The organism is Vibrio sp. 779(2023), from assembly GCF_033344285.1.
In the GTDB taxonomy this organism is placed as follows: Bacteria; Pseudomonadota; Gammaproteobacteria; order Enterobacterales; family Vibrionaceae; genus Vibrio; species Vibrio alginolyticus.
In genome coordinates this window covers 148,463-172,150 of the sequence record NZ_JAWPOM010000006.1, presented here as the reverse complement: position 1 = coordinate 172,150, position 23,688 = coordinate 148,463, and the positions used below count along the sequence as shown (strand labels likewise).

Genomic DNA, 23,688 nt, shown 5'->3' with positions numbered 1-23,688 from the left:
GCTTTTTTTGTTGTATTTGAATTGACTGATTCCATTGTGAGAAATGCACTGCGAGGCTTATATTGTGGATTTCCACATACCCAGATCAAACTTGATCTAAAACAAATGTGGTTTACCAAGGGTAGCTGTTATTCTTGCTCCATTACTTTCGAAGGAACGATTCTACTCATCATGAACAAAACGCCACGGTTGCTTCAGTTTTGGGTTCTTTGCTTAGTTGCCTTTGCATCTTTGGCTCAGGGCGCAGTTTCTGAACAAGCAGATCTGCAAGGAATGCAAGAGCAAAAAGCAGAGCAGCCACAGGCCAAGCAAAAAGTCGAAGTGGGCGTGTTAGCGATACGCGGCCATCTTTATGCTGAGCAGAGATGGCAACCGACCATTGATTGGCTCAATCAGCAAATTTCCGATGTGCATTTTGTCCTTCATCCCCTTAACTTGGATGAAATGGGCGAAGCGGTGAAGTTTCAGACCATGGATTTCATCTTAACCAACCCAGGTCAGGCAGTGCGGTTGGGCAGGCAATACGCGCTGTCGTGGATGGCAACGCTAACCAGCAGAGCACCACAAAACTCGAATTACGGCATTGGTTCGGCGCTTGTGGTTCGAGCCAATTCAAGTTATCAAACGGTGCAAGATGTCTCAGGACGTCCTGTTGCGGCGGTATCAGAAAAAGCGTTTGGTGGTTATCTAACGATGCGCTATCAAATAGTCAAAATGGGGCTTAATCCAAACGATTTCTTTTCTGATGTCCGCTATCTTGGTTTTCCTATTGATGCCAACCTGTATCAATTACGTGATGGCAATGTGGAAGCGGCCGTTGTCCCTGCTTGTTTATTGGAACAGATGCTAAGTGAAGGGCTTTTACAACCGAGTAATTACCGAGTTTTACATCAACAGCCGAACGAGCGCTCGTTATGCGCTGTTTCCACACCGCTTTATCCTAACTGGTCATTTGCCAAAACAGAGCGCGGCTCAGCTCAGATCGCCAAACAGATTGCGCAAGTATTGTTAGCGATGCCACCTGAACACCCTGCGGTTATTGCGGCAGGCGCGTCAGGTTGGACGTCCCCCGTCAGCTTGCTGAGCATCGACAAACTTTATCAGGCGTTGGATCTCCATCCGTTGCAACAACCTTGGTGGAGTGAGGCTCTACGCTGGCTGCGTAGTCATCAAGAATGGGCATGGGCGCTGTTCATGTTTGTGATTGTGTTGAACGCGTACCACTTTTGGCTTGAGTATCGATTTAGCAAGAGTAAGCAAGCGTTGGAGCAGACATCGTTGCGATTAAAAGAGAAAAGTGAACAGTTAGAACATTCACAAAGGGTCGCGATTGTCGGAGAAATCGGCACTAGTCTTGCCCATGAACTCAATCAGCCACTGGCAGCCATTCGCAACTATAGTGAAGGCGGTTTACTTCGCTTGGCCAAAAAGCGCCCTCATGAAGATATTGTCCCTGTGCTTGAGAAAATACAGGGCCAAGTTGAAAGAGCCGATGCAATTATTCAGCGATTAAGAACGTTGATTCGCAAGCGCAGTGTCGACAAAACGTCGTGCGATCTTCAAGTACTCATTGATGACACGATTGAGTTACTCCATTTTCGGATGCAGAAGCAAAACATTTCTATTGTGGCCAGTACAGAAGGGAACATTCGTCCGTTACTTGTCGATGCAGTTGGCGTACAACAGGTTTTAGTTAATGTGATCAGCAACGCGATTGATGCGTGTACTTTGTTCCAAGAGAAATATCACTCATCAGGTTATCAAGGTAAAATTGCCCTGCATTGCGATTACCAAATCAGTCAACTCTCTATTCGAGTGTTAGACAATGGTACAGGGTTGCAGCAAGAGAATCCGACTCAAGCGTTTGTGAGTAGCAAAGAAGAAGGGCTTGGGCTAGGGTTAGCCATTTGTCGCGATGTGATGGAAATGCATGGTGGCGAGTTTGTCATCAGCTCGACAGCACCACATGGTTGTTTGGTTGAGCTTGTGTTTCCATATCAAAACTAATCTGAACTAGGCATAGGAGCACTTAATGAGCAGCGATGAAAAGCAGCTACCTGTTTTTGTAGTCGATGATGATGAATCGGTGCGTGACTCGCTCGCTTTTATGTTGGAAGAGCATGACTTCAACGTGACGACTTTTGCTGATGGGCAATCTTTTCTCGATAAAGTGAACATTCATCAGGCCGGATGCGTGATCCTTGATAGCCGAATGCCCAACCTTCGTGGCCAGCAAGTGCACCAAATTTTAAATAAAGCCAACAGCCCGCTAGCCGTTATTTATCTGACAGGGCATGGTGATGTTCCGATGGCGGTCGATGCATTGCAAGCTGGGGCGGTCAATTTCTTCCAAAAACCAGTCAAAGGCGATGAACTGGCACGAGCCATTTTGCAGGGACAGGCGCAGTCTGCCACAAACCTCGATATGGCAGCAGCTAAATCGGCTTATGAATCGCTCACACCTAGAGAAAAAGACATTTTACGTTTGATCATTGAAGGAAAACGCAACATTCGTATTGCTGACGAACTTTGCATAGCAATGCGAACGGTTGAAGTACACCGAGCTAATCTATTGAAGAAGTTCTCGGCAAAAACCGTCGCAGAGTTGGCATATATTTATGGCAAGCTAGATTAAAGCTTAGCGAGTGAAGCCTCTTAAGGCTATTTAGAGGATACAACTTGAGCTTTATGACGACTCGCGTATTATCTTCTTCGTTCTTACTTTATCTGAATTCTTATGAGTTTGTTGACTAAACGGCATCACACGCCACATAAGCGGGCAAAATGGCTACTGGCGATTATTGGCTGGGTGGTGGTTGTGTGTCTGATGCAAAATTCAGGCTTTGCATCGTCATGCTCTATGAAATATGAGACGGAATCGCCCGCGGTTTCACTTGCTGATGAGCGTTCGAGCGTCAAGTCGATTGATACTAAAGAAACCAGCAAGTGCAAATTGTCTGAAAAGTTAATTCAGTTTTCTCAACATCAACTCGATGTATTTATTGTTGTTCTGTTTGTCGGTCTTTTTGCTTCGGCAATTTGGTTGTGCAGTGCCTATATTGGTGCGCAACATTGGACGGAACCGATAGGCCGTAAGTATCGAGTCCATCTGACTTTCTGTGTGTTCCGAGAATAAAAGCGTGCTTTCTGACCACTAGCGTCAGTTATTTAGCACCTTTGTCTTTTAACTAGGAATCACTATGAATCAAATTACTAAACTGACTCAGTTTGCGTTCATGTTTTTTATGACGCTTGCTTTGAGTTTGCTCTCTCTGAGTATTTCAGCTCAAACTACTGATACAGGTTGGCTGACCAACCCACAACATCCTCCAGTGCAAACGCGCTTTGTGCTCACTGGTCAACAAGATCCGCAAGCCAAAACAATCACTGGTTATCTGGACGTCAAGTTAACCGGAGACTGGAAAACTTACTGGCGTTCACCTGGTGAGGGCGGCGTAGCACCATCTATTGATTGGCAAAATTCACAAAATTTATCCAAAGTGGATTGGCAATGGCCGCACCCACAAAAATTCGAATTATTAGGTATCGAGACTCTTGGGTATAAAGGCGACACTTTGTTCCCCATGACGCTGCACGTCGAAGACATGTCCAAACCTGTCACGATTGATGCGGTACTGACACTTTCTTCTTGTACGACGATTTGTGTGTTGACGGACTATCAAATTCAATTGACGTTCTTGCCTTCTGATCTAAAAGTCGATGAAGACGTGATGTTCAGTTACGCTCAAGCAGTGAGTAACGTGCCGCAGCCATCGCCGTTTATTGATGTTACTCAGGCGAGTTGGGATGCGAACCAATCGAAACTACAAATCAAGCTAAAGAACAGTCAGGGTTGGCAACAACCACAAGTGCTGGTGGATGGTGTCGATGAAGCAACGCGAGACTATAGCTTCAAGCTTGAAGGAATGCATCAAGAAGGAAACATCGTCACCGCGAGCTATATCGTTGATACTTGGCTGGGCGATGTGGAGTTAGATGATCAGTCGCTGTTTGTGACCATCAAAGACACCAATTTACTAGCAGAAGAAACCACTCAAGCAACTGCTGAGGCAATAGTTGAACCGTTGCCGAGCACGTCTCTAACGAGTGTTTTTCTATTCGCGTTGCTCGGCGGTTTAATTCTTAACATTATGCCTTGCGTTCTTCCGGTTTTGGGGATGAAGCTAAGTAGTATTGTTGCCGCTCAAGGTATCGAGCGTCGTCAAATTCGCGCTCAGTTTGTTGCCTCGTCACTTGGTATATTAACGTCGTTCTGGATTCTCGCTGGTTTTATTTTGGTGCTCAAGCTAACAGGTAATGCCATTGGCTGGGGCGTGCAATTTCAAAGCCCTTGGTTCTTAGGTTTTATGGTGTTGGTCACCACTTTGTTTGGGGCCAATATGCTGGGGCTGTTTGAAATCCGTCTATCATCGGGTACCAATACATGGCTGGCCTCGAAAGGTGATAACTCCCTAGTTGGTCACTATGTTCAAGGTATGTTTGCCACATTGCTTGCGACGCCTTGCTCCGCGCCTTTCCTGGGAACAGCCGTGGCGTTTGCCTTGGGTGCCGACGTATTAACGTTATTTGCAACTTTTACAGCATTAGCATTGGGTATGGCACTGCCTTGGATCTTAGTCGCTGTGTTTCCAAGTATCGCGCTGAAACTACCAAAGCCTGGCTCGTGGATGAATGTCGTTAAAATAGTGTTTGGCATAATGATGTTGGCAACCAGCGTTTGGCTACTTTCATTAATGGCAAATCATGTTCCGATGTTATGGATTGCACTTATCGCTGTGGCTGCTTTTGTTGTAATGATGGCAAGAGTTAAGAAAGTGTATGGTGAGAAAGCGCTTGCTGTATCCGGAACTGCGTCATTAGTGTTGATAGCTGGTGGCCTGTTACTTGGTAGTGTCACTGCCGACCAATGGGCGACACCGCTTCCTGAGGACTTAGCGTGGCAGAAGCTTTCTAACTCGGCGATTGAAGATCACGTCAATAATGGGCGAGTGGTGTTTGTGGATGTCACTGCGGATTGGTGTGTCACGTGTAAAGCGAACAAGATCGGTGTGATCTGGCAAGATCCTGTCTACTCATTGCTGCAAAGCCCTAATGTAGCGACGTTAAAAGGGGATTGGACACATCCGGACGGCTCGGTAACTGACTTTTTACGAGCTCATGGGCGTTACGGTGTGCCGTTTAACATCGTCTATGGCCCGGCAGCGCCACAAGGTATCCCGTTACCTGTGATTCTGACTGATGATGTTGTTTTAAGCGCCGTGAAACAAGCGAGTGGGGGATCCATTCAATGAGTTCGACAAAGCAGCGTAGAACAGTCCGATATTGGCTCGTTCAAATCGTACAGATGGTGCTCATTGTCACCGTTATTTCTATCGCGATGGATTGGTATCGCACCAAAGATATTCCTAAACAGGAGGCTCCACCATTGAGCTCCGTATTGAGCGATGGTGAATACTTCGATGCAATCGCGCAAAGTTATGAACAACCTGTCGTTGTTTATTTTTGGGCGACTTGGTGTCCCGCTTGTAAATTTGTAAGCCCAAGCGTGAGCTGGCTGAGTGATGACTACACCGTAGTTGGCATTTCTGGCTCGTCGGGACCGAATGAGCGTGTGGCGCAGTTTATGAGGGCAAAAGAATATCGTTTCGAAAACATAAACGATCCTTCAAGCGATATTATGCGTGAATGGAAAATTAGCGTGACCCCAACCATTTATGTTTTAAGAAATGGTGAAATTTCCTCCGTCACAACTGGCGTTACTACTCCGATAGGAATATTAGCGAGAATTTGGTTAGCTCGATAACGCAATAAAAATCCGATATTCAAAATATTGAGTATCGGATTTTTTCTTTTTATTTTCTCGCTCTAACGGGAATAATAATGTGTGCGTATGGCATACCATTCCACATCACGTATGGGCCATCATAACTTGAACCGGTTGGTAGAGAGTCGAGCAACACTTGGTCTAGGGTAATAATCATCATGTGTGGTTCTTCCACAATCCATTGGTTATCGTCCGTTATTCCTTCTGAAAATGGGTCGGTGTTATTGGCGCCGCCATCACCCGCTAACATGCCAAAAAGTACAATTAACTGAAATGAAATTAGTTAAATAGTCAGATTAATAAATCAAAGCTCAATTTAATAAAAAATTAAAGTTTGATAAATTTAATTATAGATTGACCTTAAAAAGGAGTTTTATTTAAATTTAAAATAGTAATTGATAGTTTTACTATGTTAATTTAAGTGTTCTTTTATAGCCATTTTTCGTCTATTAATACGCATGGTTTAAAACATCTGGCTGTTCTGCTTTGAAGCGTGACCAAAAGATGCTAAATAGATGTTTTTAGTGATATGAGCTGAGTTTATTTGTAATCTATATTTTCAACACCTAATTTCCCTCGTATGGCTAATCGTATAAAACAACATTTTATCTTTATTGTTGTCACGCTAAAGCGTACTTTCTTAATTATATGATTGGTTATAAAGGTAACGAGAATGGGATTAAAAATCCGTGGCTCTGTTGGTATAAATGGCACTAATTCGAAAAATGATGTTAAAGCAGTTCAACAATTTTTAAATGATAACCAAAAGAGAATAGGTTTTACCCGACTGTTGGTTGTTGATGGCTCGTTAGGGCGGAGTCCTCATTTGTCGAAAACAGTAGAGGCAATAAAAGTGTGTCAGCGTAAGCTACTTTATATGGTAAAGCCAGATGGTCGGATCGACGTAAATGGTAGAACTCATCGTAAGCTCAATGGATTACCAACCTATAGCTCATTGAAAAATGATCCTCATGATGCTCAAAAACTAGTAACCAAAGTACCTTGGATGAAAACAGCGTTGGGAGAAATTGGACAAAAAGAAGTTTCAGGCACTAAGGGCAATCCAAGGATTTTAGAGTATTTTACAGCATCTAAGTTCTGGGGCTCTGATGACTCTGGAGGTCAAAATGCTTGGTGTGGTTCGTTTGCCGCTTGGGTTTTTAAACAACACGGAATCACTCCAGTAAAAGAAGCTTATCGAGCAAAGGAGTGGAAGGGTTTTGGTAAAAACATCTCAGAACCTATACATGGAGCTCTAGGGATTAAATCGAGAAAAGGTGGTGGGCATGTTGCTTTTGTCGTGGGAAAGAGCCCTGATGGTAGGCATTTGTACATGTTAGGAGGAAACCAAAGCAACCAAGTCAATATAGCAAAGTACTCTATTGATGTCTGGGACAAGTTCGTAGTACCGAGTAACTACGATGAAACAAAAGGTACTTTACCTGTATATACAAAAGGCTCTGCCTTAGCAGGAACGGAAAGTTAAATATGAAGAAATTTATAAGTTTGCTAGGCTGTGTGAGCTTATCAGCTTGTGCTTCACAGGGAGTGTACTCTCAGAATGAGGTACTCAAAGATGCGATATTTCAAACGCCCTATTCTGCAGTGGTGAAAATTACAGGTTTTGAAAAGTTTGCTGAACACGAGGAAGATGTTCTCTTTAAAGTTCAAGCAGAAGTGATTCAGAAACTTCGTGGAGACGTTGGGTCTGAGATTACTTTCAGTATGTATGGCGAGCTAGGAGATGAGCCCAATATAAACAATGATCCTGTCATTCTCACACTATGTCGTGATAAAGATACATATTATTGGCCTGGAACGGGGGCTGAGTTTGGGGCTAATCAAGAGAACATATTAAACGCTCAAGAAACAGCTGCTCACTTGGATACAGAACAGCGCCATTTTGCACATTGTTCAGAATGAAATTGATAGCGGTTGAAACGAGCGGTTACAGAGCATGTTAGTCGCCATCGTAGACAGCGTCTTTGCTGAATGATTCGTCGAGATTTTTTAATCTTTGATTGTCAGAGACGACTGACAAAGCCTTACCAACTGTGACAACCAAACGGCTATTAAAGCAGGATATTATTCCTTCAACTTTGTGTTTTAGGAGTAGTCATTAGACTACCCAATAATTGTTGGAATAAATAATGACGAAACGTTGGCTTGTCTCCGCTGTGAGCATTGCGCTGCTCGGTGGTGGTACGTATTTCTATCTCCAATCTGCCGCCCAACCAGAATTGCTGCCTACATTGATTGTAGAAAAAGGCACGATTGAAAAACAAGCGGTGGCTGTTGGTAAAATTGTCCCTGCACACTCCGTGTCTATCAAGTCACAAATCGACGGTATCGTCGGTGAAATTTACGCGAAAGTTGGTGAAAAGGTGAAGCAAGGCCAGCCGCTGATCAAAGTGCGTCCAAACCCAACCCCCCAAGCATTAACGGATGCATCGGCAGAACTCATGCGTAGCGAAGCCGATCTGGAATCCGCCAAACAAAAACTGTCCAACTTAGAAAGCTTGGTCAAGCAGGATATTATTCCAAGTAACTACGACGAGTACGTAAGTGCGCGCTCGGCAGTCAAATCTGCGCAAGCGGACGTATTGCAAAAGCGCCAGAATCTCGAACTCATCCGCAGTGGTGAGGCGTCTATCGGCGATGCGCGTTTAACGTCGACGATATACGCGCCAATTGATGGCACGGTACTCAACCAGAAAGTTGAGGTCGGAGAGCCGATCATCTCGACTCAATCAAGCCAAGCCGCGACTGAAATGATGTCATTGGCCGACATGAACAGTCTGATTTTTAAAGGTAGCGTCAGTGAGCATGATGCTGCGCAGTTGTCTCCGGGAATGCCCGTTATGTTGACGGTTGCGCCTTATCCTGATGTGGCGATTTCTGGTGTGCTAACCAAAGTGGCGATTCAATCTGAGAACCTTAACTCACCAGAAGGCAACGCTTCGGCAAAAAGTTTTGATAACGGTTTTGAGGTTGAAGTGGGAGAACTCAAGATCCCACAAGATGTGTTGCTTCGTTCTGGTTTTTCATCGACGGCTCAAATCATTCTGAAGAAGTCTGAAAACGTGCTCACTCTGCCGGAGCGCGCTCTGCAATTTGATGGTGACGCACCGAATGTTCTGATCCCCGATAGCTCAGAACAAGGGTTTCATAAACAACCGGTGAAACTCGGTCTGTCAGATGGCATCAATGTCGAAGTGCTTGACGGCGTGGAGCTTGATGAAGAGGTTATCGACAACAGCATGATGGGAGCGGCGCATGGTTAAACTGCAACGATCAAAAATCGCCTTTGCATTGTTGGCTGCCACGCTCAGTTTGCCGACCTACGCAATTTCTATTGAACAAGCTTGGCAACAAGCAAAGCAGAACGATCCAAATTACGAAAAAGCGAAAATCGGCGTCCAGCTTGGCGAGGTTGGCGTACAGAGTAACCGCAGTGCGTTATTGCCGGGCTTAAGTGCCAGTGCGTCAGCGGATTGGAATGAGTCCTCAAGCCATTCCAACAGTTACGGCGCTACCTTAACTCAAACTATTTGGGATAGCAGTTTGTGGTCGGAACTGGATCAAGCGAATGCCAATTATCTCAAAGTACAGTTAGAGTTATCTCAAGCGCATAACGAGCTTGCGCAAAAGTTGCTCACCGCTTACCTAGATGTGGCAAGCGCACAGGGCGACCTCAAATTGGCGCAGTCCAAGCTGGAGGAGGGGAAAGAACTTCTCAACATCATCGAGAAACGCTATCGAGCAGGCAAAGTGAAGTCGGTTGATGTTGAAGAGATGCGAGCGAATCAAGTCTCTGAGCAAGCAAATATCCTCAATGCAAAAGCCGATCTCGAAGTGAAAAAAGCAGAGCTTGCGGCGTTAATCAATCAAATGCCGGAGAGTGTCGACCAAATTCGAACGGATTCTTTGATTCAGCCGCCGATGCTGGTGGACTCTCAGGAGCAATGGCTAAAACTGGCGAAAGACAGCAGTCCAGAGCTGTTGGTAGCGGCGCAGATGGTGAAAGCGAGCGAGTTCGCGAAAGATTCAGCTAAAGGTGGATACTACCCGACCGTCAAAGGTAGTGTGGGCTACAGCGATGGTGACAATCGTTCAAACGGCGAGTTTAACGCTGGGGTTAGTTTGAGTTTGCCGATTGACCTCAATGGTGCAGTGCGAGCGAAAGTGGACGAAGCATCGTTGAACATTTTAAGTGCCAAGCAAGATATGCGTAGAGTGGAAATTGATATTCAGAAACGAGTTATTCAGCAGTTTACGCAGGTCGATATCAACTGGAATCAAGTTTTGATAGCGAACGAGCTGGTTGAGTCGCGCGCCAGAGTGTTGCAAAGCAAAGAGAAACTTTACGATGCTGGCCTGCTTGAAGTGTCGGAAGTTATCAGTGCACACAACAGCTTGTTTGAGGCGAAAAACAGTCTGCAAACCAACTTGTACAGCTATTGGCGTAAGAGAATCGGCTTACTGCAAACCGCAGGGAAACTCGATGACGATACCATGGCGTTGATCTCTCGGGCTTTTCATTCATGAGCAGCCTGTTGCAGCAAACTTGGCAAACGTTGATGGCGCACCGCATGAAGAGCGTGCTGGCCATTATCGCGATTGCTTGGGGCGTGATCTCTGTGGTGGTGTTAATCGCACTTGGCGAAGGCTTTTATCGCCATCAGACCCAGTCGTTTTCATTTATGATCAACAATGTGCAAGTGGTGTTTCCGTCGAGTACCAGTAAACCGTGGCAAGGGTTACCTTCAAGACGACAAATTGATATTCCACAAGAAAAAGTCGACATGATCAAACAGTCGGGCTTCGTGCAACAGGCGTCGAGCGTTTACGCCAAATGGGATGCGAATATCACCAATCTCAAAGGACAGAACTTATCGAGTACGGTCAGCGGTATTGATACGTCTTACTTTCCTTTAATGCAACGCAAGCTGCAATCCGGTTCGAGAAATCTGTCACCAAGTGATATGGACAACCACACTCGCGTGGCGGTGTTAGGCGATCAAATTGCGCAAATGGGCGGAATCCAAATCGGGGATAGGCTCAAAGTCAACGGCATTCCGTTTTTGGTGATTGGGATAACCGTTGGTGAGGACACTGGCATTTCATTCGGCGATAGCCGCACGGTTTTCATTCCTCAAACAACGTACCGCGATTTGTGGGATGCGAAACCTTGGATGGTATTGATGAAGCCGAGAGACGGGATGGATGCACCGTCGTTTCGACAAAATATCGTGAACTTTTTCGCCAAGCAGCTTCATTTTGACCCAAGTGATAAAGATGCGGTCGAATTACCCGATTTTAGTGAAGGTGCGGCGGTCATCAGTGGAATTTTGCGTGGCATTCAGATTTTTCTCGGAGCGAGTGGCGCGATGACCATGGCGGTCGGTGCGCTTGGCGTTGCCAACATCATGTTTTTATCTGTCACGGAGCGCACGCGTGAAATCGGTGTGCGTTTGGCGATCGGGGCGACTCAAAAATCCATACTCAGTCAGTTTATTCTTGAAGGGCTTATTTTGGTAGCTGTGGGCACGGCATTAGGTCTGATGTTTTCGTATGCAGTGGTGTCTGTCCTAAGCAGCATGGCATTACCGGAATGGATTGGTTTGCCTGTGATCACGCCAGATTCCATTGCTTGGTCTTTACTTGTGACACTTATCTTGGCATTGATGGCATCGTATTTCCCAGCAAGGCGAGCATCGCGTCTCACGCCAGTCATTGCTTTGAGTGCGAGGGCCTAGTCATGTTGTTACCGATGAGACAAATTTTCCAAGAAATGGCCGCAGAAAAGCTGAGATTGGGTTTGACTATTCTGGCTGTAGCGTGGGCGACCCTCTGTATCGCTGCTATGTTGGCGGTAGGTGAGGGTATTCGTCAGGGCGTATTGAAAACCGCACAAAATGGTAACGGCAACTTGATTTATTTGACCGGAGGGATGGCCACCGTCGACCATGGTGCTTTTCACCAAGGTAAATTTCTGACATTAAAAATGGACGATTCAGAGGTCGTTCGAGCGTTACCCGATGTAAAAAGTGTTGCGCCAACTGCGAAGTGGAAAGAGCGCATCACCGTTGGTGACAGAAGCTCGTGGCAAGAGCCCTTAGCGGTCACGAGCGAGTTTCAATCCATGACCAATTTGGTGCCGATGGCGGGAGGGCGATGGTTAAATCCACTCGATCAAAAAGAGACGCGCAAAGTCGTTGTACTGGGTTATGAACTGGCAGCCGACTTATTCAACCCGAATGAGGACTTTAGTTGGTTTGCGACAGTTACATTGCAAGTCAACCCTGTGGGGAAAAAGGTAAAAATCGGCAATGAGGAGTTCACCGTTGTGGGCGTATTGGAGAAAAACAGCGCTCAAATAGAACTGGGGGATCTTATCAACTATTCCAGCTTTGTGCCGTTAGCGACGTGGAAGCGATTTCATGTCAACGGTGAAATTGGTGGCATCAATGTGCAACCACAAGCCGATGTAGACCGAGAAGCCTTAGCAAAGACGATCAGGCAAGTGATTGCCCGTAAACACGGGGCAAGTGTCAGTGATGAACAGGTCGTCCAAGTCGATGATATGTTCCTTAAGCAAAAGAGTATGCAGCAGTTTCTGATAGGTTTGCAGAGTTTTCTTGGCATTATCGGCTTCGTGACGTTAGCTGTTGCTGGCGTCGGCATTGCCAATGTGATGTATGCCACCGTAAAGCGATCTACGCGTGATATCGGTGTGCGCATGGCAGTCGGTGCAACCCCAACGGCTATTCGCATGCACTATTTAGTGCAGTCTTTATTGACAATGATGATGGGGGGCGCGCTTGGCTTAGGCGTGACGTACGCGCTGGTGTCTGCCATCAGTTCCATTCCTTTAGAGGGCAATGCTTTTTATGAACAACTGGGTAAACCTGTCCCTGAGTTGTCGTGGGTCGTTGTCGCGATTGTCATCCTCACCTTAGTGATCATTGGTGTGGCATCTGCATGGTTACCTGCAAACCGAGCCGCAAAAGTCAGCCCGTTGGAGGCGCTACAAAGTGAATAACAACAATAACTCTGGAGAGAACATGTCGAACAAGTCGCTTGTTGAGCTGACCAACATCTGTAAATACTACTCAAGCGGGGAGGCGGAAGTTCGCGCGCTAGACGGCGTTGACTTAACCATTAATCAAGGCGAGTTTCTTTCGATTCTTGGCCCGTCCGGTTCAGGCAAATCAACGTTGATGAACATGCTCGGCTGTTTAGATAAGCCCACCGATGGCGAGTACCAACTTGGCGGCCAAAACGTCGCAAGTTTAAGTGCGAATGAGCTGGCTGGCATTCGTAACCAAAAGATTGGATTTGTCTTCCAAAGCTTTAACTTATTGGAATACGCGACGGCGCTTGATAACGTGGCACTGCCGTTGGTTTACTCTGGTATCAAAGCCAAAGAACGTCGCCAGCGCGCAGCTAAATTGCTAGAGCAAGTCGGGCTAGGGGATCGTTTAGACCATAAACCAAACCAGCTTTCTGGTGGTCAAAAGCAGAGAGTTGCGATTGCAAGAGCCTTGGTCAACGATCCGCAAATCATCTTAGCGGATGAACCAACGGGTGCATTGGATTCAAAATCCGGCGCAGAGATTGAAGCCTTGTTCAATCAACTTCACGCTGAAGGCAGAACATTGATCATCGTGACGCACGATAACGCCCTCGCAGAACGCACCAAACGCATCATCACGATCAAAGATGGCAAGGTGATTTCGGATAGGGTGCCGGTAAGTAGGGAGAAATGAGCTTTTCTTATTTGAGAACTGAGTTTTAAGGGAAATAGCGATACAGAGGCTATCTCCCTTTACTTTTATTCGCGATGTTCGTTTTGTCTCTCTTTTATCAAGTCATGCTTTTGTTCTTTAAGTAGAGTGATTGCGAGCTTAGTGTCCTCAATCAATTTACTGTTATCGTTGAGATCTTTGCTCTTCAAAGGCAAAACTAGATAATGAATGCTGCCATCTGCATTCTGTACTCCGGTAGCGATGATGACATCACCTTCAGACGCCGTACCAAAATACTCTGATACGACTTTGGTTTCGCTGACACCGTAGCTATCCAAATAGGATGACTCCGTATTGTCAAACAAGATAGGAACCCCTTGCTTAGCTAATGTTCGCAATTGTTTTTGCTTTTTCTCGTCGAATGGATAGTCGGTCGTACTGATGTAACTTACCTGTTCAGCTTCAATAAAATCGTACAGTTCATTGCTCAGTTCACTTAATGGGGCAGATATCCAAGGTGTAGCTGGAATGACGTCGGAAGTATCATCATTGCGACTTAGTGGTGTTGGAGCGGTAACAACCTCTTGAGCAGCATTGCTCTCAGGAGGCGTTACACTTATTGTCGCAGCGTCTTCTGTCTTGATTTGCTCGTCAAGGCTTGCAACAGGTTCGGTCTGGGCATTCTTGTTATTTGAATTAATCAGAAATATGGCGAGTACTGCACCAAGTGCTAGCGCCGATCCAGTCAAGAGTTTTTTGTTACTTGTCATGTGTCATGTCTTACCGTTTATTTCATTAGTAAATGCGGCGGCCACTTATTTATTCCGTGGCCGCAGGCTAATAAGTTAGTGGTAGAGATCGTCATTCCAAGAGATAGTTACGGCTCGGCTAGTCTCTGTCCATTGACTGCTATCACGATTTTTCTTCCAGGTATTTTCTGGTGTGGTATACCAGCTACACCAGTCGCGACCAAAGTAGTAATTGGTTTTTCGCCAACCAGCAACCAGCTTGACCTCTGATGTATCTAGGCCATCTTGAATGTCATTTTTTCTATATACGACGCCGACTTGTGGTTTAAAATCTGAACGCATAACGACAGGTAACTCATTGTAATCTATCAAATTACCCATGTCACAACTGGTCCAACGATATAATAACCAGTCTTTAGCTGGCGTATTATGGCGGATAGTCTTGTTTTCAATTAACCAATTAATGCTTTCGTTAGCTTGGTTAAAATCGGCGACCGTTTGAAACTCGGGCTGGTCGTACGTTACACGGTTGCTCCAGGAGATTCCCCCACTAATATTTGGAGAAGTAGAAGCACTGAATCCAAGGTTAAAATCTAGAGACTCACTGACAGATGCCGTTGCAATGGTGTTTTCTGGAGCATGGCTCATGTGGCGTAAAGGGGCGCCATTTAAATAGCTCAGTGCCAGCTTAAAAGCCGTTGGAACGGTGTAACGGTAATCTCCCCCAGTAGCAAAACCATAGATTTGTTCTTTGTTTGGAACATTAGTCATGTCGAAGCCAGAACCGCCATTTAGGATCAACTTGGCTTCTTTAGCGCCATTTGGTAGCAAAGATTGGTTCCAGACATTTTCTAAAGAATAAATTAAGCGGATTTTTTTCGAGCGTGCATCACCATCATCAAGCTGAAGCAATGTCGAAGTGTAAGATTTCAATGTATCTTCAGCATGTGCTGGTGCTAAAGAACCAAGTAAAGCGAGTGCGATAATACTCGCGGAAAGATGCTGTTTTTCCATTATTTTTTCCTATTAGTCAGCCCATAAAGACTTTTGTTTTAAACCATCTTGATGGGCACTTTATAATTATGGACAGGTTATAAATTCAAGCTCAATAAATGAGCGGTGAAATAGTGCATCTTGTTTTTTATTAAAAAAAGAAAAAGGATAGATTCGTGGGATTAATGTCTCATAGTTTTTAAATTCACCACTCAACTATAATAAATAAGAATTTGGTTATTAAGTCTTGTCTTTTTAAGTTATTGCTTAATTTTAATTTTCTAATGTTGTGTTGAGATTTTCTATTGATAAAAGTGAATTTTATAAATGTTAGCCATGTTATTTTTAGGGTTTTTGTTATACCAAATTAAGTAAAGTATCGTTATGTGGTTATCTCGGGTTTATGGGTTTAATTCAAATTAAAACAGTGGCTTATGTTTTTTTTGTTATTATTTTTTTAGAGCTTAATGTAATAGTTTAGTGATAAAGTCCGTCAATGAAGTTGCCATGTTCGTGTATGAAGTTATATGTGCTTTTACAGCAGGAAATTAAACTTTACGTTTAAGATGGTAAAGATAGAAAAAGAAATAAATAAGATTATTAAATAATCATGTTTCGAGAATATAAAATGTAACGTACTTCTAATTAAACGAATGCTTGAATAAACGATGGAGTGTGAAAAGTGCTATTTAAGTTACGCTGCCCTATATTCCAGTTGGTGCCTTGTTCATACAATGCGTTTTCTCGGCTTAAACTGGTTTACGTACTGCTAATCTCTTATCCGTTTCTTAATTACACATATTGGCAATATGCTCGCCAAGTTACGTGTATTGGTGTCAATGAAAAACAGTATCTACGATAGCTCTCTCAGGGTTGGAACTGCCACTATGAATTTCCTTCATGTTCAATGTGAAACAATACCAATATTACTCAACTCGTGAAGCAAGTATAAAAAAAGGACTGCTCTGGTGTTAGGCACTGCGACGGTCGTTTTTTGTACGAACCGTTCGTCGTAAGTGCTGTGCAACCTAACGATTGGGAAAACCAAAAAACAAAAAATGTCCCCATGCACAGAGTTAGGAAAAGTCTGCTTTATCTAAGGAAATAGGATACCAACTCACGATGAATAACGATTTCACATTTGCTATCAAAAGCATTCGCTTTGATGAGAATTACCAACCATCAGACAACACGCGAATCACTACCAACTTTGCTAATCTGGCTCGCGGAAACTACCGCCGAGAGAATCTGCGCAATGCGCTCCGAATGATCGATAATCGTTTTAATGCGTTGGCATATTGGGATAACGCGCAAGGTGACCGCTACTCAGTTGAACTTGAAATCATCTCTGTTGATATGGATATCCAAGGTAGTGGAGAAGCATTCCCATCGATTGAAGTGCTCAAAACTAACATTGTTGACCACAACACTAACGAGCGTATCGAAGGCATTGTGGGCAACAACTTCTCTTCATACGTGCGTGATTACGACTTTAGCGTTTTGCTGTTGGACCACAACAAAAACCAGCCACAGTTCAGTATCCCAGCGAACTTCGGTGATTTGCATGGCAAACTGTTCAAAGCTTTCGTTAATTCTGAGTCTTACAAACAGCATTTCAAAAAGCTGCCAGTGATTTGTCTGAGCGTATCGGACAACAAGGTATATCGACGCACCGAAAACCAACATCCTGTTTTGGGCTTTGAATATCAGCCGAACGAATCTTCGTTGACGGAGCAGTACTTCAAAAAGATGGGCTTACAGGTGCGCTACTTTATGCCGCCAAACAGTGTTGCACCATTGGCATTCTACTTCTTCGGTGACTTGTTGAACGATTATTCAAACCTAGAGCTTATCAGTACGATTAGCACGATGGAGACATTCCAGAAGATTTACCGACCTGAGATTTACAATGCCAACGCGGTTGCCGGTAATTGCTACCAGCCAAACTTAAAAAACCTAGACCACTCGCTAACTCAAATCGTTTACGACCGAGAAGAGCGCAGCCAACTGGCGATTGAACAAGGGAAATTTGCCGAGGAGCATTTCATCAAACCTTATCAATCTGTGCTTGAACAATGGTCTGCAAGCTGCGCGTAATCGATAACGAGAATCTAGAAAGGAATGACGATGAAAACACTATTACCGACTTCAACGGCTGGCAGCTTACCGAAACCTTCTTGGTTGGCCGAACCAGAAAAACTTTGGTCACCGTGGAAACTGCAAGGTGAAGAACTGATTGATGGCAAACGCGATGCGCTACGTGTCGCTTTGCAAGAACAAGAACTGGCAGGCGTTGATATCGTCAGTGATGGCGAGCAAACTCGGCAACATTTTGTGACGACCTTTATTGAGCATTTAAGCGGCGTAGATTTTGAAAACCGCAAAACGGTGACCATTCGCAACCGTTATGAAGCAAGTGTTCCGACTGTGGTTGGCCCAGTAAGCCGCACAAAGCCCGTGTTTGTTGAAGATGCCAAGTTCTTGCGTCAGCAAACTAAGCAACCTATCAAGTGGGCGCTGCCAGGCCCTATGACGATGATCGACACACTTTATGATGATCATTACGGTAGCCGTGAAAAGCTGGCTTGGGAATTTGCAAAGATCCTCAACCAAGAAGCGAAAGAGCTTGAAGCGGCAGGTGTCGATATCATTCAATTCGATGAACCTGCGTTCAATGTGTTCTTCGATGATGTGAACGAGTGGGGCATTGCATGTTTAGAGCGTGCGATTGAAGGGCTGAAATGTGAAACGGCGGTGCATATCTGCTATGGCTACGGCATCAAAGCGAACACAGATTGGAAGCAAACGCTAGGCACTGAATGGCGACAATATGAAGAAGTATTCCCTAAATTGCAGCAGTCAAATATCGATATTATCTCGCTTGAGTGTCATAACTCACGAGTGCCTATTGAGTTACTTGAGTTGATTCGCGGTAAGAAGGTGATGGTTGGTGCGATTGACGTCGCTACCAACGAAATTGAAACGCCACAAGAAGTAGCGAACACATTGCGAGAGGCGTTGAAGTACGTTGATGCCGACAAGCTTTACCCATGTACCAACTGTGGTATGGCACCTTTGTCTCGTGAAGTATCGACCGCTAAGCTCAATGCGTTAAGTGCGGGTGCGGAGATCATTCGTAAAGAGTTGGTGGGTTGATATTAATACTTAGGCTCCGCACCATGAACTAAAATTAGGGTCAATCTAGCGAGTTTAAACGAGACTAGGAATCTGATTACAGCTCGCTAGGAAATGACGATAACTTTCGCACTTCAAAGCACTCGGTGGGTAGATCCTGAATCACCTCGTCCCTCGCTGTTCAGGATGATGGATGTTAAGAGATACGTTACTCACCTACCCAACTATTTGGCTTGTATTCAAATTTGGGTCATTCCAGCGAGTCTAGACGAGACTAGGAATCTACTAACTCACTGGAAAATGGCGATAACCTCAGAACTTCACAGCACTCGGTGAGTCGATCCTGAACCACGCTCGTTCCTCGATGTTCAGGGTGACCGTTTTAAATAAAAATGCCGCTCACAGTAAAGTGAGCGGCATACATTTCCCGTTTCCAGCCTCGGCCAGATTTAATTCAACTCTACGTTCTTAATCTCAGGATGCTTTAGCAACATCACACGAATCCAGTGATGCACCACCCACATCACCATCGCGGTGAGCAGAACCGCAACGAAAATCGAGCTGAAACGGTACAAGATCGAAAAGAACGCGTCTTTTTGTTCTGGCACCAATGAGGTCGTCAGCGGAACCGATAGGGCAGACATGGCAGAAAACGCGATAGCCGCTTTAATTTGCCCCTTGGTGAGCCACAAGCAGAATGGCCCCATCGCAATGGTAAAGGCGAGCCAAAAGAGTAGCCCATGCCCATACCAACTGCCCAATATGAGCTGAACAGCCATCCCTGCGATGCAGCCTAGTGCGGTGCCGATGATGCGAATTTTTGCCATGGCGAGCGAGCCCGCTAAAGTCATTGGGGTTAGGATGATCAAAATGGAAGCTTGTGCGGATAGCGAGTCATACAAGTCTGCTACTTGGAATACGATAAATGCCGCCATCGCCACTACCCAACCCATGGCAACTTGGCTGATGTAGTCAATATCGCTTTTTACGGGGGTCGATATCTCAATGTGTTCGGCGGAGGATTTTGGCTCAGGGAACAACCAATACGCGAATGCGCAAACAAAAATATTGCTGAACGCCATCACCCACATGTTGACATTGAACTCTTCAATATCCATGAAGTTATAGCTGGCAAAATTCAACACAATTGAACCCACCAACAGCCCCATGTAACCAAACAAATAGGTTTTCTGGTTCATCATTGCAATGCACTTGAACAGCATCATGATTCCGACGGCAATGGTCATTAATGTTGGATGAAACTGCAAGTATTCCAGCAAAAATGTGGCTTGTATGGTTGTCCACACCGCAGAGAAAAACACGATCAATAAAGCCGCTAGATTAAAGTTGTCCATTCTGCCCAATATAAACAGCGGCATCATGATGGCAAAAAATCCGTAAGACCAACCGAAGATCATGCTTAGCGCGAGTCCTAAAGAGCAGCCGAACCAAATTCGTAAGGTTTTCATTGTCGCCGCCTAGTAAATGAAGTGGAACCAGCTTGCGAGGTGAATCTGTGCTTGCGCCATCAACTGCCAGAAAATGCTGTTGTCTGGGTACAAAACAATGGTAGCGCGAGAGCCGACAAACAGTGCTGGTGGTAACTCATCGCTGCTGGTTAGGTTCACTCGTGTACGCTGCGCATCACGTACCCAGCGGTTGTTCACTTCCACTTTGGTTAGTGCGCCATTAGGCGTTTGTTGTGCGGCTGCTACACCGTAATCGCGGCTAGCTAAATCAAAGTCGTACACCGAACCTGGGTTGGCATCAAATGTGACCAAGGCGTGGAAAGTCTTGTCTACGTTCGCGACGGATTTTTCACGAAAATCAGCGGCTACCCAGAGTGATCCTGTTGGTACAAACGTCAGCAATGGCATGTTGGTGTTTGCCATCGTGCCAACTTCTAGTTGCAGGTTGGTCACGACACCATCACTGGGAGCGAGTACCGCGGTATTTGCCAAATCAAGTTGCGCCTTTTCGATGCCGTTTTTGGCAATTCGAACGGCGGTGCTTTGACCTTTTTGGTCGCCTAATTGCGCCTCAATGACTTTTAAGTTTTGTCGTTCCGCTTTAAGCGCTGCACGTGATACCTGATTTTGGGCAAAGGCATTATCGAGTGTCGATTGAGAGATGACTTTCTGCTTCGATAGTGTCAGTAAGCGGTTGTACTCGCGGTGTGCATTATCAAATGTCGCTCGTGCGCGGGCAATATTGGCAAGAGCGGCTTCGCGTTGAGAATACAGTGTTGCTTCTTTTTCATAGGCGGATTGCAGAGACAGCTCCGCCTGTTCAAGCGCTATCTTGTATTTACGATCATCAATCGTAAACAACACATCGCCTTTTTGAACGGACTGGTTATTCTCGATGAGAACGTCGGTCACTTTACCAGATACCTCGGGTGCGACTTGGACAACGTATCCTTGCACTCGTCCTTCGGTCGTTAAGGGTGCGTGGCGGTCAGCAATGATAATGTACAAAAACAGTACGATGAACAGGACAATCAAAGTTCGCATCCAGTGTTTGAATTTTTGGTCAGCCGTCATTACAAGTTCCGTTAAACATATTGGATAGCGGATTATAGAGAAGTCACTCACAATTCAGTAGAATGATAATACGAACATAAATGACCTAAAAATAGGACAATGAACGTTAGTTTTGATGATATTTACCTATTCACTCAGACGGTGGTTCACGGCGGTATAAGTGCAGCGGCAGAGGCGAATCAACTACAACGCTCAAAAGTGAGTCGTCGCCTGCAAGAATTAGAGAAATCACTCGGGGTACAGCTTTTGATTCGCACAACACGCAGCATTGAGTTGACGGAGCACGGGAAACGCTTGTTTGAGTTGGTGGGGCAGCCTATTGACCATATTCAGCAAGGTTTAAATGCCATGCATGAATATCAACAAGAGCTGACGGGCAAGGTGCGTTTAGCCATTCCTTCCGCATTGATGAGCTCTGCCGCGTTTAACACGATCATCACCGAGTACACAACGCGGTATCCGGATATTTCGGTCGAGATTGAAAACCATCAAGAGAGTGTCGATCTCAAGCGTCAATCGTTTGATTTGCAGCTTCTTCCGAGCGTGGTCAAAGTCACCGATGACAGCTATGTGCAGTTCAGTCTTTTGCCTTATCGTAGTCACTTTGTTGCGTCAAAAGCCTATCTAGAATCGCATCCGCCAGTAAAAACGGTGGAAGATCTTAAGCAGCATCGCCTTTTAACTAATCGTTACAATGCTGATTTGCTCGATTCAGATCTGCATGTGGCGTTGCGCTCGGACGACCTCAACTTGCTGCGCTCGATGGCGATAGCAGGAAACGGCATCGCGTTTATTCCACAAATTCATTCCAAGCCTGCATTGCGAGATGGTTTGTTGGTCGAGGTGCTGCCTCAATTTGCGCATCCGAAGCAGCATCTTACTCTGATTTATCCCTCGGCCTTATTTCTGCCCAATAAAGTCAAAGCCTTGATTGAACTAATTCGAGAGAAATTTAAATAGTCAGTTCAAACCACTCTTACCTAAGGGCAAATGTGTGAGCGAAGGTCATCTTTCTAGGTTTTATTGCTCTAACATGAAAGGGTTCTGATACATTAACTGTTGCTCAACTTGTTGAGTATGGTTTGTGGTCGCACAAGATAGGAGATGGAAATGTTATCGAAAGGAAACACGGGCCTGATTGTGGTGGATGTTCAGGGCAAACTCGCTACATTAATGCATGAAAGCGACGCACTGATTGAAAATATCACGAAACTGGTAAAGGGCGCCAAAGCACTAGATTTGCCTATTCTGTGGCTAGAACAGAATCCAGAAAGGTTGGGCCCAACCGCGGAGCCGATTCGTGAAGTGCTTGAAAGCACGCATTTACCTATTACCAAGTACACGTTTGATGGTTGCAAAGAGGCGACGTTTAAGGTCGCGGTGGAGAACGCGAAAGTTGATACCTGGTTGGTTTGCGGTATTGAATCCCACATTTGCGTCTATCAAACCGCGGTTTCTCTGCGCCAGTCCGGTTATCGCGTTGAATTAGTCACGGATTGTGTCTCTTCCCGAACCGCTGCCAATAAAGCGCTCGCTCTTGCGAAGTTAACCGCTAACGGTGTGGTGCTCACTGGGTTAGAAATGTGTTTGTATGAAATGGTCGAAGATTGCCGAGCACCTGAATTCAAAGAAATTCTGGCGCTCATCAAATAGTGGAATCACTGTAATCAGCAACAACTTTATTTGAACACGCTATTCAAATTCTCGTTGATATCTTGGCAACATCGACTCGTTGCCAAGTAACCCGCCTTGGTGAATATAAATCACCGTTTTATCTGTGTTCTCTTCCAACCAAGGGGTGAGGCATTGCCACATATACGGGTCGTATAACAGGTCAAATTCGAGGTCGGTTTGCTCAAAGAGTGCTTTCCATGTGATGTAATCTTCTTCGTACAAGCGACCAAAATGGTGTTTGTTGCGCACGGTTAAAATGGTTGGGTGGCTGTTTTCACCGAGCTGGTTGAACTGCTCAGTTAAGTAATCTGCATCGCCTACGCAAGGGCAAGTTAGCACTTCTATGCCGTGTGGGCTTAAATGTTTATGAAGATATAAAGCCGTCGTGCCAGTACCTGATGGCAGGGCGACCGTAAACTGCTCTTTACCTCTCAATCGCGTCCAATCAAGAATTTCTCGTGCTAACTGTTTGATGCCAGCTTCAGCGAGGTGGGAACGTCCACCCTCTGGAATCAGCAATGTCGACTCATCTACTCTTCGTACCTGGTGGATGTATTCACTAGGGTGAAGTTCGCTACCGATGTCTTGCATGGCGGTGATTTTCATACCCAAATCGAGAGCGCCGCGATAGTTTCCGATGGGGGAGCTTTTTAGCCAAGATGGAATGTGATGAACATAAAACTCAAATGCCCAACCTTTAATCTGGGCGAGAGCCGCTAGCGAGTACATGGCATTAGATTGAGCGGAGCCAAAGCTTATTAACGTGGTGATGTCGGGATTTTGCTCTTCCATTAACGTCATAAACTTACGTGCTTTGTTCCCAGAAAAGTGGGAGTGGAGCATGTCGTCACGTTTAAGGAAAAATTTGTGCCCATTAAAGCTATGTTGGGTGATAGGACTTTCTGAGAGTTTCATGTCGATGCTGACGGAATAAACCGTGTCACCTTTGCCATTTAAAAAGGGCGCGTAGTGTAACGCCATTAAACCCAGATAAAAAG

22 protein-coding genes are annotated in these 23,688 nt (G+C 45.3%); 16 read left to right on the top strand and 6 right to left on the bottom strand.

The window, feature by feature from the left end:
- The first annotated feature begins 171 nt into the window (after nt 1-171).
- From R8O70_RS10375 to R8O70_RS10355, 5 genes are all read left to right on the top strand, one after another.
- Nucleotides 172-2,007 carry a sensor histidine kinase gene (locus R8O70_RS10375; RefSeq protein WP_258624408.1) on the top strand — a complete coding sequence of 612 codons (1,836 nt, stop codon included), beginning with the start codon at nt 172-174 and terminating at the stop codon, nt 2,005-2,007.
- Nucleotides 2,008-2,032: 25 nt separating this feature from the next.
- On the top strand, nt 2,033-2,635 hold the full coding sequence (locus R8O70_RS10370) for a response regulator transcription factor (RefSeq protein WP_115386182.1): 603 nt from the start codon (nt 2,033-2,035) through the stop codon (nt 2,633-2,635).
- A gap of 102 nt (nt 2,636-2,737) precedes the next feature.
- Nucleotides 2,738-3,136, top strand: coding sequence for a hypothetical protein (locus tag R8O70_RS10365; protein ID WP_115386181.1), 399 nt, complete (start codon nt 2,738-2,740; stop codon nt 3,134-3,136).
- 64 nt (nt 3,137-3,200) lie between these two features.
- Nucleotides 3,201-5,312 carry a protein-disulfide reductase DsbD family protein gene (locus R8O70_RS10360; RefSeq protein WP_258624406.1) on the top strand — a complete coding sequence of 704 codons (2,112 nt, stop codon included), beginning with the start codon at nt 3,201-3,203 and terminating at the stop codon, nt 5,310-5,312.
- Complete coding sequence (locus R8O70_RS10355) at nt 5,309-5,824, top strand: protein disulfide oxidoreductase (protein ID WP_206953378.1); 516 nt, start codon at nt 5,309-5,311, stop codon at nt 5,822-5,824. Before R8O70_RS10360 ends, R8O70_RS10355 begins: the two co-directional genes overlap by 4 nt.
- Before the next feature lie 49 nt (nt 5,825-5,873).
- Here the strand turns inward: R8O70_RS10355 and R8O70_RS10350 are convergent, their stop codons facing one another.
- On the bottom strand, nt 5,874-6,095 hold the full coding sequence (locus tag R8O70_RS10350) for a hypothetical protein (protein WP_005385790.1): 222 nt from the start codon (nt 6,093-6,095) through the stop codon (nt 5,874-5,876).
- Nucleotides 6,096-6,518: 423 nt separating this feature from the next.
- On the opposite strand from R8O70_RS10350, the gene R8O70_RS10345 reads away from it, so the two are divergent.
- The 7 genes from R8O70_RS10345 to R8O70_RS10315 all read left to right on the top strand — a co-directional run bounded on the left by R8O70_RS10345 (nt 6,519) and on the right by R8O70_RS10315 (nt 13,617).
- A complete protein-coding gene (locus tag R8O70_RS10345) occupies nt 6,519-7,331 on the top strand; it encodes a TIGR02594 family protein (protein ID WP_206953377.1) in 813 nt (270 codons plus the stop codon).
- Between the two features lie 2 nt (nt 7,332-7,333).
- Nucleotides 7,334-7,768: a hypothetical protein gene (locus R8O70_RS10340; RefSeq protein ID WP_203345886.1), complete on the top strand. Its 435-nt coding sequence runs from the start codon at nt 7,334-7,336 to the stop codon at nt 7,766-7,768.
- A 227-nt stretch (nt 7,769-7,995) separates the two neighbouring features.
- A complete protein-coding gene (locus R8O70_RS10335; RefSeq protein WP_005376722.1) occupies nt 7,996-9,129 on the top strand; it encodes an efflux RND transporter periplasmic adaptor subunit in 1,134 nt (377 codons plus the stop codon).
- The gene (locus R8O70_RS10330) at nt 9,122-10,393 is read left to right on the top strand and encodes a TolC family protein (RefSeq protein WP_318184176.1); all 1,272 of its coding nucleotides are present in this window, start codon (nt 9,122-9,124) and stop codon (nt 10,391-10,393) included. Before R8O70_RS10335 ends, R8O70_RS10330 begins: the two co-directional genes overlap by 8 nt.
- Nucleotides 10,390-11,604 carry an ABC transporter permease gene (locus tag R8O70_RS10325; RefSeq protein WP_021822522.1) on the top strand — a complete coding sequence of 405 codons (1,215 nt, stop codon included), beginning with the start codon at nt 10,390-10,392 and terminating at the stop codon, nt 11,602-11,604. The genes R8O70_RS10330 and R8O70_RS10325 overlap by 4 nt, the downstream gene beginning before the upstream one ends.
- A gap of 2 nt (nt 11,605-11,606) precedes the next feature.
- Nucleotides 11,607-12,890, top strand: a complete 1,284-nt coding sequence (locus R8O70_RS10320) for an ABC transporter permease (protein WP_029837643.1) — start codon at nt 11,607-11,609, stop codon at nt 12,888-12,890.
- A 22-nt stretch (nt 12,891-12,912) separates the two neighbouring features.
- Nucleotides 12,913-13,617: an ABC transporter ATP-binding protein gene (locus tag R8O70_RS10315; protein WP_104216627.1), complete on the top strand. Its 705-nt coding sequence runs from the start codon at nt 12,913-12,915 to the stop codon at nt 13,615-13,617.
- A 65-nt stretch (nt 13,618-13,682) separates the two neighbouring features.
- Here the strand turns inward: R8O70_RS10315 and R8O70_RS10310 are convergent, their stop codons facing one another.
- Nucleotides 13,683-14,366 (bottom strand): hypothetical protein, encoded by a 684-nt coding sequence (locus R8O70_RS10310; protein ID WP_053349643.1) that lies wholly within the window; start codon nt 14,364-14,366, stop codon nt 13,683-13,685.
- A gap of 75 nt (nt 14,367-14,441) precedes the next feature.
- Nucleotides 14,442-15,359, bottom strand: a complete 918-nt coding sequence (locus R8O70_RS10305) for a leukocidin family pore-forming toxin (RefSeq protein WP_005376731.1) — start codon at nt 15,357-15,359, stop codon at nt 14,442-14,444.
- A 1,101-nt stretch (nt 15,360-16,460) separates the two neighbouring features.
- Here R8O70_RS10305 and R8O70_RS10300 point away from each other — a divergent pair.
- Together R8O70_RS10300 and R8O70_RS10295 are read left to right on the top strand one after the other, a co-directional pair.
- A complete protein-coding gene (locus R8O70_RS10300) occupies nt 16,461-17,435 on the top strand; it encodes a DUF1852 domain-containing protein (RefSeq protein WP_005376733.1) in 975 nt (324 codons plus the stop codon).
- Nucleotides 17,436-17,465: 30 nt separating this feature from the next.
- Entirely contained in the window at nt 17,466-18,494 is a 1,029-nt protein-coding gene (locus R8O70_RS10295; protein ID WP_047103352.1) for a methionine synthase, read from the top strand.
- 428 nt (nt 18,495-18,922) lie between these two features.
- On the opposite strand, the gene R8O70_RS10290 is transcribed toward R8O70_RS10295, so the two are convergent.
- Nucleotides 18,923-19,942, bottom strand: coding sequence for a DUF2955 domain-containing protein (locus R8O70_RS10290; RefSeq protein ID WP_047103350.1), 1,020 nt, complete (start codon nt 19,940-19,942; stop codon nt 18,923-18,925).
- 9 nt (nt 19,943-19,951) lie between these two features.
- Nucleotides 19,952-21,016: an HlyD family secretion protein gene (locus R8O70_RS10285; RefSeq protein WP_047103347.1), complete on the bottom strand. Its 1,065-nt coding sequence runs from the start codon at nt 21,014-21,016 to the stop codon at nt 19,952-19,954.
- A 99-nt stretch (nt 21,017-21,115) separates the two neighbouring features.
- Between R8O70_RS10285 and R8O70_RS10280 the strand changes: the two genes are divergently transcribed.
- Both R8O70_RS10280 and R8O70_RS10275 read left to right on the top strand, forming a co-directional pair.
- Complete coding sequence (locus R8O70_RS10280) at nt 21,116-21,976, top strand: LysR family transcriptional regulator (protein ID WP_258624404.1); 861 nt, start codon at nt 21,116-21,118, stop codon at nt 21,974-21,976.
- 150 nt (nt 21,977-22,126) lie between these two features.
- Nucleotides 22,127-22,669: a hydrolase gene (locus R8O70_RS10275; protein WP_005457944.1), complete on the top strand. Its 543-nt coding sequence runs from the start codon at nt 22,127-22,129 to the stop codon at nt 22,667-22,669.
- A 39-nt stretch (nt 22,670-22,708) separates the two neighbouring features.
- On the opposite strand, the gene R8O70_RS10270 is transcribed toward R8O70_RS10275, so the two are convergent.
- Complete coding sequence (locus tag R8O70_RS10270) at nt 22,709-23,605, bottom strand: 1-aminocyclopropane-1-carboxylate deaminase/D-cysteine desulfhydrase (protein WP_031777262.1); 897 nt, start codon at nt 23,603-23,605, stop codon at nt 22,709-22,711.
- Between the last annotated feature and the right edge of the window lie 83 nt (nt 23,606-23,688).

Coding starts and splice junctions, on each gene's coding strand:
- R8O70_RS10375 (WP_258624408.1), top strand. CDS start 172: ATGAACAAAACGCCACGGTTGCTTCAGTTTTGGGTTCTTTGCTTAGTT.
- R8O70_RS10370 (WP_115386182.1), top strand. CDS start 2,033: ATGAGCAGCGATGAAAAGCAGCTACCTGTTTTTGTAGTCGATGATGAT.
- R8O70_RS10365 (WP_115386181.1), top strand. CDS start 2,738: ATGAGTTTGTTGACTAAACGGCATCACACGCCACATAAGCGGGCAAAA.
- R8O70_RS10360 (WP_258624406.1), top strand. CDS start 3,201: ATGAATCAAATTACTAAACTGACTCAGTTTGCGTTCATGTTTTTTATG.
- R8O70_RS10355 (WP_206953378.1), top strand. CDS start 5,309: ATGAGTTCGACAAAGCAGCGTAGAACAGTCCGATATTGGCTCGTTCAA.
- R8O70_RS10350 (WP_005385790.1), bottom strand. CDS start 6,095: ATGTTAGCGGGTGATGGCGGCGCCAATAACACCGACCCATTTTCAGAA.
- R8O70_RS10345 (WP_206953377.1), top strand. CDS start 6,519: ATGGGATTAAAAATCCGTGGCTCTGTTGGTATAAATGGCACTAATTCG.
- R8O70_RS10340 (WP_203345886.1), top strand. CDS start 7,334: ATGAAGAAATTTATAAGTTTGCTAGGCTGTGTGAGCTTATCAGCTTGT.
- R8O70_RS10335 (WP_005376722.1), top strand. CDS start 7,996: ATGACGAAACGTTGGCTTGTCTCCGCTGTGAGCATTGCGCTGCTCGGT.
- R8O70_RS10330 (WP_318184176.1), top strand. CDS start 9,122: ATGGTTAAACTGCAACGATCAAAAATCGCCTTTGCATTGTTGGCTGCC.
- R8O70_RS10325 (WP_021822522.1), top strand. CDS start 10,390: ATGAGCAGCCTGTTGCAGCAAACTTGGCAAACGTTGATGGCGCACCGC.
- R8O70_RS10320 (WP_029837643.1), top strand. CDS start 11,607: ATGTTGTTACCGATGAGACAAATTTTCCAAGAAATGGCCGCAGAAAAG.
- R8O70_RS10315 (WP_104216627.1), top strand. CDS start 12,913: ATGTCGAACAAGTCGCTTGTTGAGCTGACCAACATCTGTAAATACTAC.
- R8O70_RS10310 (WP_053349643.1), bottom strand. CDS start 14,366: ATGACAAGTAACAAAAAACTCTTGACTGGATCGGCGCTAGCACTTGGT.
- R8O70_RS10305 (WP_005376731.1), bottom strand. CDS start 15,359: ATGGAAAAACAGCATCTTTCCGCGAGTATTATCGCACTCGCTTTACTT.
- R8O70_RS10300 (WP_005376733.1), top strand. CDS start 16,461: ATGAATAACGATTTCACATTTGCTATCAAAAGCATTCGCTTTGATGAG.
- R8O70_RS10295 (WP_047103352.1), top strand. CDS start 17,466: ATGAAAACACTATTACCGACTTCAACGGCTGGCAGCTTACCGAAACCT.
- R8O70_RS10290 (WP_047103350.1), bottom strand. CDS start 19,942: ATGAAAACCTTACGAATTTGGTTCGGCTGCTCTTTAGGACTCGCGCTA.
- R8O70_RS10285 (WP_047103347.1), bottom strand. CDS start 21,016: ATGACGGCTGACCAAAAATTCAAACACTGGATGCGAACTTTGATTGTC.
- R8O70_RS10280 (WP_258624404.1), top strand. CDS start 21,116: ATGAACGTTAGTTTTGATGATATTTACCTATTCACTCAGACGGTGGTT.
- R8O70_RS10275 (WP_005457944.1), top strand. CDS start 22,127: ATGTTATCGAAAGGAAACACGGGCCTGATTGTGGTGGATGTTCAGGGC.
- R8O70_RS10270 (WP_031777262.1), bottom strand. CDS start 23,605: ATGAAACTCTCAGAAAGTCCTATCACCCAACATAGCTTTAATGGGCAC.